The sequence below is a fragment of the Paenibacillus gyeongsangnamensis genome, from assembly GCF_027533625.1.
Classification (GTDB): domain Bacteria; phylum Bacillota; class Bacilli; order Paenibacillales; family NBRC-103111; genus Paenibacillus_G; species Paenibacillus_G gyeongsangnamensis.
Genome location: NZ_JAQAGZ010000001.1, coordinates 599,281 through 611,050 on the forward strand (window position 1 = coordinate 599,281; position 11,770 = coordinate 611,050).

An 11,770-nucleotide genomic window follows, 5' to 3' on the forward strand; every position below is an offset into this window, starting at 1 on the left:
TAGGTTTTGGCGTTGACCGTGTTGTGGAAAGGGATCCAGGTATCGCTGGCCATGTTCCTGATCGCAGGGCTCTTATTTGCCAGCGCCGTATTCGGCATCCTCCTTTATGCCAGAATAACAGGACAGGCATGGTTTGATGGCTCACCCCTGAAAGGCACGGTTGCCTTTGCGGAAGAGAAGGCCGGCAAGAAGCCCGAAACCACGGCGGACGGGAAAACCGGGACGCCGCCGGCGGCTACGGCTCCAGCCGCGCCGAGCCGTGTGCTCCTGGATGCGCCGGCCATACGGCAGCATCCGGAGCTTCGTTCCGGCTGCGAGGTCACGAGCCTGGCGATGCTGCTGCAATTTTACAATGTGGATAAATCCAAGATGGAGCTTGCTTCGGAGTTGAAGCGGGACACTACTCCGATCCGGTGGAACGGCGACGGCTCCATCGCATCTTGGGGCAATCCGAACCTCGGATTTGTAGGCGATATTTACGGAAATTCCAAAGGCTTCGGCATTTACCACACCGCATTATTCGAACTTCTCCACAGGTATGCGCCCAGTGCGGTGGACCTTACGGATAAACCCTTCGATGTGCTGGAGAAGCAGCTGAAGAAGGGCATCCCTTCGGTCGTATGGACTACGATCAATTTTCAGGTGCCGGAAGAGTGGGTCGTGTGGGATACATCCGTCGGACCGATCCGGACGACCTTTATGGAGCATGCGGTGCTGCTTGTCGGCTATGACGAGGAGAACGTCTACGTGAACGATCCGAATACGGGCAGAAGCAAGGTGAAGATTCCGAAGAATCAGTTTATCCCGACCTGGGAAGCTATGGGGCGCCAAGCGCTCAGCCTGTCGTTAGCTCCGAATAATTAAAACCCAATTCGTGAACAAAGGAGTCGGTTAGCATGGCATTTGAGAATCTATCGCGCGAGCGGATCAAGGAGATTTTATCGGCATCGAATCAGGTAGCGGTCGTAGGCTTGTCCGACAAGCCCGATCGCGTATCTTATATGGTGGCGGAAGCGATGCAGAAGAAAGGATACCGGATCATTCCGGTCAATCCGATGGTAGAGGGCACGATTCTCGGAGAAACGTGCTACGCTTCCTTATCCGACATTCCGGGACCGGTCGACATCGTGAACGTCTTCCGGCGGAGCGAGCAGACGGTCCCCGTAGCCGAAGAAGCCGTCAAGATTAAAGCGAAGGTGCTGTGGCTGCAGCTCGGCATCCACAATGGAGAAGCGGCTTCGATCGCCGAAGCGGGGGGCTTGGAAGTCATTATGGACCGCTGCATCAAAGTCGAGGATTCGATCCTGCTGCCCGGAGGGAAATAATCGTGTTCCGCAATAACTTACGGCCGCATCTGGCTGTCTATTTTGTTATGGATTTGCAGGAAATCCAAGGCCGCAGCGCCCTTGAAACCGCCCGAGCGGCCCTTGAAGGCGGCATCACGATGCTCCAGCTGCGGGAAAAGAAGGCTCCGATTCCACAGGTGCTGGAGCAGGGACGGGCGATCCGCGGGCTGTGCCGCGAATACGGCGTGCCCTTCGTCGTCAACGACCGGGTCGACCTCGCCCTGCTGCTGGACGCCGACGGCATTCATGTCGGCCAGGACGACATTCCGGGACGCCTGGTTCGAAAGCTTGTCGGTGAACAAATGTTCATCGGCATATCCGCAAGCTCTCCTGAGGAAGCCCGCGTGGCGATGACTGAGGGGGCCGATTACCTGGGGGTAGGCGCCATATATGCAACCCGGACCAAGGGCGACGCCGGCGCCCCGATTGGCACCTCGCTCATTGAAAGCATCCGCAGCGAGCGGCCCGATATGCCGATGGTCGGCATCGGCGGGATTGACCGAACGAACCTCGAACCGGTGATTCGCAGCGGAGCGGACGGCGTAGCCGTAGTATCGGCGATTGCCGCCCAAGCCGACCCTAAGCAAGCCGCAGCGGAGCTGCGGGAAGCGGTTCGCCGTGCCGCCGGGTAACGCTGATTTTTCCCTAAAGGCGGTTCCATAATCTTACTCGATGTCATAAATAAAATAAAACCTCCTTGAAGACAATAAGAAAGGCTTCTGGATCGAAACGGACGACATGCCGCTTTACCCGGAAGACTTTCTATTTACATTCAGGGAGGAACAAGAACGATGTACAACCAACAAGGCTTCCAAAGCAACATTGCGAACCAAGGGTTCCAAGGCTCTCAGTACCGTGGAATGCAAACGAAATATCAACCGATCGGATCCGTTCAATCCCAGTACAACCAATCCTTGAACCCGCAATACAGCTCGGGTATGGGCCAGCAGCAATTCGCTTCCAACCAAAACCAATATTCGAGCTTCCAAAGCCCGCAATCCTTTCACACGGCAAACTATCGCGGCAACCAGCAAGGCCATGACAATTACTTGAGAGCGGACTCCGTGCAGCCTGCACAACAAAGCCATTTCGGTATCGGCTCTTCGAGCTATACGGCTTCGAGCTTTGGCGCATCGCAGCAGCAGTACGGTCAAGGCCAATATGCAACCCAGCAATCTTTCCATACGGCGAACTACCGTGGGGATCAGCCAGGCCACGACACTTACCAGCGTGCGGATTCGGTTCAGCCTTCTCAAAGCCAATACGGCATCGGCGCATCTTCTTTCGGCACTCAGCAATACGGCACGAGCTTCCAGCAACCTTCCATCAGCGCATCTCAGCAGCAGTATGGCACAAGCATCCAGCAACCATCCATCAGCGCATCGCAGCAGCAGTACGGCACAAGTATCCAGCAACCATCCATCAGCGCATCTCAGCAGCAGTACGGCCAAAGCCAAAACCAAAGTCAAAGCCAAAGCCAGTACACGAACCCGCAGTCTTTTCATATGGCCAGCTACCGCGGCAACCAGCAAGGCCATGATATTGCTCTTCGCGCCGATTCCCAGCAGCCTTCGCAAAGCCAATTCGGTATGGGCGCAAGCAGCTACGGGATGAGCAACAGGGCTCAATTCTAATTTGGACCAACGCTGAATCCAAGGAGCGGACCGGTTTCCGGCCCGCTCTTTATTTAGTTATAAGTTTTTCGCAACTTATAGCCTCGCATCAACCTTGGTAAACGCGCTGGTCCTTGTAAGACAAGGACGGCGTAGCCGGTTATCCTGGTTAAGCTCAAACCGGGGTATTTTCAAGAAAAGCTGCCTCAGGAACACGAAAGTATCTCTTCAAACAGATTTCGGCTAAGAAGTTTTATTACGTCTCCGCCGTTTGACAAAAAAGCAGGGAGGCCTTACGATTCTTAGTAGAAAGGAGGGAGCGAACGTTTGAACTGGATGGGGAATCTGCAGCAGTTAGGAAGGTCGTTAATGCTGCCGACCATCACGCTGCCGGTGGCGGCCATATTGCTTCGGCTCGGGGATTTGCCCTGGGGAGCGATAGGGGTCCCGCAGGTAGGGGACGTGCTGTTGTTATCGGGCACAACGATTTTTACATATTTACCGATGATCTTTGCCGTCGGCGTAGCGCTTGGACTTACGGAGAACGCCGGGATCGCGGGCATGTCGGCACTCATCGGACATTATATGTTCTATACCGCACTTAAGCATCTGCTCGGACAATCATTTCAGCTTGGGGTTCCCGGAGGCATTCTGATCGGACTCCTCGCGGCCATATTATATCATAGAGTTAAGCATGTCCAGCTACCCGAGTCGATCCAGTTTTTCGGCGGACCGCGGATGGTGCCGCTGCTCATGGGAATATCGGTTTCGCTGCTTATTCTGCTGATGACATGGATCGGACCTTGGCTCGTATCGGGAATGCAAGCGCTAACGAACCTCATTCTGGGGCTCGGCGGCTTCGGCACGTTTTTGTACGGCGTGATTCACCGGCTCTTGGTTCCTTCCGGGCTGCACCATGTCTTCAATAATTTCTTCTGGTTTCAGCTCGGTGCCTATGATGCCAACGGACAACCGGTATTCGGCGATCTGCCGCGTTATTTCGCTGGCGATCCGACCGCGGGGATCTATATGGCGGGCTTGTATCCGATCATGATGTTTGCGCTGCCGGCGATTGCGCTGGCGATTATTCAAGAGGCGCGCGAAGACCTGAAGCCCAAGATTCGGGCTACGTTCCTGACGGCCGCATTCGCTTGCTTCTTGACGGGCGTAACCGAGCCGATCGAATTCGCGTTTTTGTTCGTGGCGCCAACGCTGTTTTTTGTTCATGCCATTCTTTCCGGCTTGTCCATGTGGCTTGCCTATGCACTGGACATTCATCATGGCTTTTCTTATTCCGCCGGGGCCATCGATTTCATCATTAACCTGCACCTGTCGAAGAACGGGCTTCTACTTATTCCGATCGGACTGGTGTACGGCGTACTGTACTATGTGCTGTTCCGCTGGGCGATCCGCCGCTTCCGCATTCCTACGCCCGGCCGGGAGGAAGGGTCGCCGCTGGAAGAGTGGGCGGGCGATATCCCTTACCGGTCCCCGCTCATTCTTGAGGCGCTCGGGGGCAAGGAGAACATCAAGAACATCGAAGCCTGCATCACCCGGCTGCGTCTCACGCTCAATAACGACCGGCAGATGGATATTACGGCGCTTAAGCATCTGGGGGCCGCGGGCGTCATTCGTCTCGGGGGAGGCAACGTGCAAGTCGTCTTCGGAACCTATTCCGAGCTGATTCGCGAGGAAATCATCAAGACGCTGCGGAAGGATATTCAGCAGGTGCTCTTCAGCTCGCCGGTGCAGGGCCGAATGATCCCGCTCGAGGAGGTTCCGGACAAAATATTTGCCGGGAAGCTAGTCGGCGAAGGCGTTGCGTTCCTTCCGGATAAAGGGGAGCTTGTTGCGCCGGTAGGCGGAAAGGTGATTCATATTTATCCGACGCTGCATGCGATCGGAATCGAGACCAAGCAGGGACTACAGGTGCTGCTGCATATCGGGATCGATACGGCCCAGCTGCAAGGGAAATATTTTACCGCGTTCGTAAAAGAGGGGGATACCGTCGAAACGGGGCAGCTGCTCGTGAAGTTCAATTTGCAGAAGGTCAAGAAAAACTGCAAATCCCTCGCGACGCCGATGCTGATCACGAACAAGGATTTGGTCAAATCCTGGAGCTTCGCTCCATTCAAAGCCGTTAAAAAAGGCCAGGCATCCGTTATGTCGGTTGTACTGAAAAATGCCGTCACAGGGGGAGGGAACGCACTTGGTTGAGGGAATCGGAGCTTCATCGGGCATAGCGATGGGCAAAGCTTTCGTCATTCCAACCTGGGAATGGGACTTTCCCGAGAAGCTGATCGATGTTACGGATCTAGCCTATGAATTCGAGCGTTTATATGACGGAATCCGTCATTCCAAGAGCGAGATCGAGCAGATCAAGCAGGATTTCGTCAGCGTGCTGGGGGAAGAGCAGACGCAAATTTTCGACGCGCATCTGGCTATTCTCGAGGATCCGGTTTTCATGAACGAAGTCCAAGGCATCATGCAGCGGCAGTATAAGGCTGCCGAGGTGGCGGTCAAGGAAGCGATCGACAAGTTCGTCAATATGTTCGATCTGCTCGACGATTCTTATATGAAGGAACGGGCGCTGGACATCAAGGACGTAGGCAACCGTCTGCTGAAGCACCTGCTCGGGGCGCTGGAAGAGACGCTTCCTCCGAAGGACGAGCCTTATGTCCTCGTAGCGAAGGAGCTATCGCCGTCTCAAATGGTCCATCTGGACGCCAATCAAGCTCTTGGACTGGTTACGATGCTCGGCGGCAAAACGTCCCACGTGGCCATTATGGCGCGGGCGATGGGCGTTCCTTATGTGCTGGGGCTCGAGGGCAAGCTGCAGACGCCGATTCAGAACGGCGATTACCTGATTATCGACGGCGACGAGGGCGTGCTGTATGTTGACCCTTCCGACAAGATGATCGAGCATTACAAGGGGATCAAGGAAAAATGGTACGCCATGCGGGAACGGCTGCAGCTGCTGGCTCACTTGCCTTCGCAAACCGCGGACGGCCGAACCGTTCAGCTGGCGGCGAATATCAGCTCCGTGAAGGAGCTGGATCTGGTATTTAAGAACAATGCTTCCGGAGTAGGTTTGTTCCGCACGGAATTCCTCTATATGGACCGAAGCACGTTTCCGGAGGAGGAAGAGCAGTTCGCCGTTTACCGGGAGGTGGCGGAGCAGCTGCAGGGGAAACGGGCGGTCATCCGTACGCTGGATATCGGCGGGGACAAGCCGCTGGATTATTTGGAGCTTCCCGAGGAGGATAACCCTTCGCTGGGGTACCGCGCGATCCGGGTCATGCTGGACCGGAAGGATTTGTTCAAAACCCAGCTCAGGGCTATCTTGAGAGCGAGCCATTACGGCAACGTTCGGATCATGTATCCGATGATCGCTTCGCTCGACGAGCTGCGCAAAGCGAACGAGATGCTCGAAGAAGCCAAGTCGGAGCTGCGAACGGAGGGGATCCCGTTTCGCGAGGAGATCGAAGTCGGGATTATGATCGAGCTTCCCGCTGCGGTCATGATCTCCGATTCGCTAGCCAGAGAAGTCGATTTCTTCAGTATCGGCACGAACGATCTCGTGCAATATGTGCTCGCGGTCGATCGGATGAACGAAACGGTGGCGCATTTGTATGACCCGTTCCATCCGGCGATTCTGCAGATGCTGAGGATTACGGTCGACAGCGCGAGACGCCATGGCACCCACGTCAGCGTTTGCGGAGAGATGGCGGGCGACATCCGGGCGCTGCCGCTGTGGATTGCGCTGGATGTGAGCGAGCTGAGCATGTCGGTGCAGTCGATTCTGCGGGTGAAGAACAGCTTGCTTCAAACGCGTCACAGCGACGGACCGAAGATTCTGGGCGATCTGGTCCGCTGTACGACGAGCAAGGAAATGATGGACGCTCTGAATCCATATGTTCATACCGATTTGGCGGAAGTGACGGAGCCTTCCCAGCCGGCGAGTCCGGCCAGCAGGGGCTGCTGTTTATGAAACAAAAGGAGGAACAGGGAAATGGAACTTACGGGTTATAAAGTATTGGCATTCGTCGATGAGGAGTTCGAGGATTTGGAGATGTGGTATCCGGTGCTTCGCCTGCGGGAGGCGGGGGCCGAGGTGCACTTGGCCGCTCCTCAGGCGGGCCGCGTGTATCACGGCAAATACGGGGTTCCGCTCACGGCGGATCACGCTCTGGATGAGGTGAAATCGGAGGATTACATCGGTTTGTATGTGCCTGGAGGCTGGGCTCCGGACAAGCTGAGAAGATATGCCTCCGTGCTTCGTCTTACGCGCGAATTTCATGAGGCGCAGAAGCCGATCGCCCATATTTGTCATGCGGGCTGGGTACTGGCTTCGGCCAAAATATGCCAAGGCTATACGATGACCTCGACGCCGGGAATCAAGGACGATCTGGAGAATGCCGGCGCGACTTGGGTGGACGAGGAAGTCGTTGTCGACCGGAATATCGTATCCGGCCGGAGACCGCCGGACCTCCCAGCGTTCACCAAAGAATTCGTTCGAGTGCTTGCCGACTATTCGGCGAAATCCCGTTAAACATGCGTTAGGATCTTGTGCCAAGAGCGATAGATCCGATGGCTGCCGTCCGGTCCGGGCGGCGGTTATTTTTTATTCTCCCGAACGGGAGACGATCCCGGTACGGGTGCCGGATGCGCTTCTGCCATCCTGCCTTCCCGGACGTGCTTATGATCTTTCGATGGCGGAGCCGCGGGTGAGCGTCGGATGGCAGCCTTCCGCAGCCGTTCGCTTCGGGCGCAGGACGCGTGCTAAATATTGCTAGGGTACAAGCGGCAGGAGTTTTTGAACCGGGGTAGAATATGTCTACTATAGCAAGGTTCGGTTGTCGCCAAAAGGAGTGGTTTTTGTTGCAGAAGCATTGCAAATGCGGCAGCGAGATGAGCATCCGCCTACGTACCGTGATTTATCAGAACAAAGTGGAGATTGAGAATGTACCTGTTTTTTCTTGCAGCGCCTGCAGCCGCAGCGAAGTATTCTCCGACGTTAAGCCGGAGCTTACGGCTCTCATCGGCATGTTGGGCAGCAAGCCCGGAAAGCAGCTGCTCCAATTCGAAGAGGTCAGTGAGATTGCCCATTTGATGGTGAAAGCGACAGAGAAGAACCGGGCTTCCGACCCGGTCGAAACCATCATTCAAGACCGCATCAACGAACTGTTGGATTTACTGCTGCTCGCCCAATCGCTACGCGACGAAGATTGGATGGAGGATATCCGGAGCCGCTTGTCGCAGATCGCCAAGCATTCGTCCGTCGTACCGGGAACCTGAAAGCCGCTGCCCCGCAGTTGGCTTTTTTGGCATGATTTGATACTATATTTCCTATATAGGGGCAAATTCGTTGCGAATTGAGGCATTTTGTCGTATGATTAGTCTAAATATCTTGAACGCAACTGCTTCATACCATTTTAAACATTGGAGAGAATGAACGTGACTGTGACAATTTATGATGTAGCCAGAGAAGCAGGCGTTTCCATGGCAACCGTATCACGCGTTGTCAACAACAATCCGAACGTGAAGCCGCAGACGCGGAAGAAAGTATTCGAAGCCATCGAACGCCTCGGCTATCGCCCGAATGCCGTTGCGAGGGGGCTCGCCAGCAAGAAAACAACCACCGTCGGCGTGGTGATTCCGGATATCTCGAACTCGATCTTCTCTGAAGTGGCCCGCGGCATCGAGGATATTGCCAACATGTATCACTACAATATTATTCTTTGCAATGCCGACAAGAAGAAGGAAAAGGAAATTCGCGTCGTCAATACGCTACTGGAGAAGCAAGTCGACGGATTGCTCTTCATGGGCGGCGTCATTACGGAAGATCATTTGCAGGCCTTCAAAACCTCTTCGGTTCCCGTCGTACTGTGCGCCACGACCGATGAGCACCACGCGATTCCTTCGGTGGACATCAATCACGAGAAGGCGGCGTTCGACGCCGTGAACGTGCTGATCGAGAACGGGCATCGGAGCATCGCGATGATCTCTGGGACGCTGCAGGATCCGGCCAACGGCTTCGCCCGCTACCAGGGCTATAAGAAGGCGCTGGAGGCGGCAGGCATTCCGCTTCGCGAAGACTATGTCCGCATAGGCAATTACAGGTATGAGTCGGGTCTTGAGCTGACGAAGTATTTCCTTGAGCTGGACGAGCGTCCAACCGCTATTTTTGCCGCTACGGACGAAATGGCGATCGGCGCGATTCATACTTTGCAGGATGAGGGTCTTAAGGTGCCGGAAGATATTTCGGTCATCAGCGTGGACAACATCCGGATGGCTTCCATGGTTCGGCCGCAGCTGACCACGGTAGCGCAGCCGATGTATGATATCGGAGCCGTAGCGATGCGTCTCTTGACGAAGCTGATGAACAAGGAAACGAAGGATGCTTCGGAGCTGCAGCAGGTCATACTGCCGCATGAAGTCATTCATAGAAATTCGGTGGCTCATCGTTAATATGAGCCTCTTTCTTTTGTAGGGGGCGGCAGCGGTTTCGATGAACGAAAACCGGCCTCATGCATTTAAGTTTCAGGATCAGGGAGGAACGAACGATTTGGCATATGGAGTCATCGGCGTAATAGGTGCCATGAAAGAAGAAATCGAATTGTTTCACGGGCATATGGAGCAGGTGGAGGAGCAGGTGAAAGCAGGCGTCCGTTTCTACAAAGGGATATTCCGCGGACAAGCCATCGTGCTCTGCAAGTCGGGCGTAGGCAAGGTGAATGCCGCCGTAACGACGCAAATCCTGGCGGATACCTTCGGCGTGGATGCCGTTATTTTCACCGGGGTGGCCGGAGCCGTCGATCCGGAGCTGGAGGTTGGCGATATCGTCGTATCGACGGATTGCCTGCAGCACGATATGGACGTTACGGCGCTTGGCTTCCCGCGGGGAACGATCCCTTACGAGGAGGTGTCCTGCTTCGCTGCGGACGATCGTTTGCGGGAGCTGGCGGTCAGCGTCAGCGGAGACATCTTCGGCGGCAAGGTGAAGCAGGGACGAGTGCTTTCGGGCGATCAATTCATCGCCAGCCGTGAGACGGTCGGCCAGCTCCGCCGCGAGCTGAACGGGGCGTGTACGGAGATGGAAGGCGCCGCCGTAGCGCAGGTATGCTCCATGAACGGCATTCCGTTCGTTATCATCCGGTCGATGTCGGATAAGGCGGATGGATCGGCGCATGTGAATTTCGCCGAATTTACGGTTCAGGCTTCGGAGAACTCATACCGTATCGTGGAACAAATGCTGCAGCGGATTTCTTAGCACCTGCATAAAAGAAGGAGAGAACAGTACAAATGGCATCTGTAACGATGGAACAAATCGTCGCTTTGGCGAAGCACCGGGGCTTTATTTTTCCAGGGTCCGAAATTTACGGGGGTTTGGCGAATACTTGGGATTACGGTCCGCTCGGCGTCGAGCTTAAAAATAACATCAAGCGCGCCTGGTGGAAGAAATTTATCCAGCAGTCGCCCTTTAACGTAGGTCTGGACGCCGCGATTCTGATGAACCCGCAGGCGTGGGTCGCTTCCGGCCATGTCGGCAACTTCAACGATCCGATGATCGATTGCAAGCAGTGTAAATCCCGCCACCGTGCGGATAAAATCATTGAGAATGCGCTGGCCGAGAAGGGCATCGAGGTCGTAGTGGACGGCATGACGTTCGATCAAATGATGGATCTGATCCGCGAGCATCATATCGTGTGCCCGGACTGCGGAGCTTTCGATTATACGGACATCCGTCAGTTCAACCTGATGTTCAAGACGTTCCAGGGCGTAACGGAATCGAGCGCAAACGTAGTATACATGCGTCCGGAAACGGCGCAGGGGATCTTCGTGAACTTCAAAAACGTGCAGCGTACGATGCGCAAAAAGCTGCCGTTCGGCATCGGCCAGATCGGCAAGAGCTTCCGCAACGAAATTACGCCGGGCAACTTCACGTTCCGTACCCGCGAGTTCGAGCAAATGGAGCTTGAATTTTTCTGCAAGCCAGGCGAGGATCTGAAATGGTTCGAATTCTGGCGCGGCTTCTGCCGTGACTGGCTGCTGTCGGTAGGCGTGAAGGTAGAAAGCATCCGTTTGCGGGATCATTCCGAAGACGAGCTGTCGCATTACAGCAATGCGACAACGGATATCGAGTACAAATTCCCGTTCGGCTGGGGCGAGCTGTGGGGCATTGCGGACCGTACGGATTATGACCTGAAGCAGCATATGCAGCATTCCGGCGAGGACTTTAATTATATCGATCCGGAAACGAACGAGCGCTATGTGCCATACTGTATCGAGCCGTCTCTCGGCGCCGACCGCGTGACGCTGGCGATTCTGATCGACTCGTACGAGGAGCAGCAGCTCGAAGGCGATGACAGCCGTACGGTGCTTCATTTGCATCCGGCGCTGGCGCCTTTCAAAGCGGCGATCTTCCCGTTGTCCAAGAAGCTCTCCGAGGGCGCTGGCAAAGTATTCGAGGAGCTGTCGAAGCACTTCCTCGTCGACTATGACGAGACAGGTTCTATCGGCAAGCGTTACCGCCGCCATGACGAGATCGGTACGCCGTTCTGCATCACCTACGATTTCGAGTCGGAGCAGGACGGGCAAGTGACCGTTCGCGACCGCGATACGATGGAGCAGACACGGATGCCGATCAGCGAGCTGAAGGCGTTTATCGAGGCCAAATTGGAGTTCTAATCAGGTAAAAAGACAAACCCGCATCCTGCTCAAGGATGCGGGTTTTTTGAGTTAATAAGAATTTATAAGTTTTCGTAGCTTATCGCTTCGCATCAACCTTGATAAACGCACTGGTCCTTG

At 55.0% G+C, this 11,770-nt stretch carries 11 protein-coding genes; all 11 read left to right on the forward strand.

The genetic code is table 11. The annotated features are described in order from the left end of the window. Nucleotides 1-12 precede the first annotated feature (12 nt). The 11 genes from O9H85_RS02740 (at nucleotide 13) to O9H85_RS02790 (ending at nucleotide 11,650) form a co-directional block, all read left to right on the forward strand. Entirely contained in the window at nucleotides 13-864 is an 852-nt protein-coding gene (locus O9H85_RS02740) for a C39 family peptidase (protein ID WP_269879828.1), read from the forward strand. A 32-nt stretch (nucleotides 865-896) separates the two neighbouring features. After that, the gene (locus O9H85_RS02745) at nucleotides 897-1,325 is read left to right on the forward strand and encodes a CoA-binding protein (protein ID WP_269879727.1); all 429 of its coding nucleotides are present in this window, start codon (nucleotides 897-899) and stop codon (nucleotides 1,323-1,325) included. A 2-nt stretch (nucleotides 1,326-1,327) separates the two neighbouring features. Next, a complete protein-coding gene (gene thiE / locus O9H85_RS02750) occupies nucleotides 1,328-1,978 on the forward strand; it encodes a thiamine phosphate synthase (protein WP_269879728.1) in 651 nt (216 codons plus the stop codon). Between the two features lie 159 nt (nucleotides 1,979-2,137). Continuing rightward, entirely contained in the window at nucleotides 2,138-2,980 is an 843-nt protein-coding gene (locus O9H85_RS02755) for a hypothetical protein (protein WP_269879729.1), read from the forward strand. A gap of 306 nt (nucleotides 2,981-3,286) precedes the next feature. Next, nucleotides 3,287-5,176: a glucose PTS transporter subunit IIA gene (locus O9H85_RS02760; protein WP_269879730.1), complete on the forward strand. Its 1,890-nt coding sequence runs from the start codon at nucleotides 3,287-3,289 to the stop codon at nucleotides 5,174-5,176. Continuing rightward, complete coding sequence (gene ptsP, locus O9H85_RS02765) at nucleotides 5,169-6,950, forward strand: phosphoenolpyruvate--protein phosphotransferase (RefSeq protein ID WP_269879731.1); 1,782 nt, start codon at nucleotides 5,169-5,171, stop codon at nucleotides 6,948-6,950. Before O9H85_RS02760 ends, ptsP begins: the two co-directional genes overlap by 8 nt. Before the next feature lie 21 nt (nucleotides 6,951-6,971). Then, nucleotides 6,972-7,511: a type 1 glutamine amidotransferase domain-containing protein gene (locus tag O9H85_RS02770; protein WP_269879732.1), complete on the forward strand. Its 540-nt coding sequence runs from the start codon at nucleotides 6,972-6,974 to the stop codon at nucleotides 7,509-7,511. Nucleotides 7,512-7,840: 329 nt separating this feature from the next. After that, entirely contained in the window at nucleotides 7,841-8,257 is a 417-nt protein-coding gene (locus O9H85_RS02775) for a hypothetical protein (protein WP_269879733.1), read from the forward strand. A 153-nt stretch (nucleotides 8,258-8,410) separates the two neighbouring features. Further along, nucleotides 8,411-9,430: a catabolite control protein A gene (gene ccpA, locus O9H85_RS02780; protein ID WP_269879734.1), complete on the forward strand. Its 1,020-nt coding sequence runs from the start codon at nucleotides 8,411-8,413 to the stop codon at nucleotides 9,428-9,430. Between the two features lie 97 nt (nucleotides 9,431-9,527). Continuing rightward, nucleotides 9,528-10,232, forward strand: a complete 705-nt coding sequence (locus O9H85_RS02785; RefSeq protein ID WP_269879829.1) for a 5'-methylthioadenosine/adenosylhomocysteine nucleosidase — start codon at nucleotides 9,528-9,530, stop codon at nucleotides 10,230-10,232. Between the two features lie 32 nt (nucleotides 10,233-10,264). Beyond that, nucleotides 10,265-11,650 carry a glycine--tRNA ligase gene (locus tag O9H85_RS02790; RefSeq protein WP_269879735.1) on the forward strand — a complete coding sequence of 462 codons (1,386 nt, stop codon included), beginning with the start codon at nucleotides 10,265-10,267 and terminating at the stop codon, nucleotides 11,648-11,650. Nucleotides 11,651-11,770 lie beyond the last annotated feature (120 nt).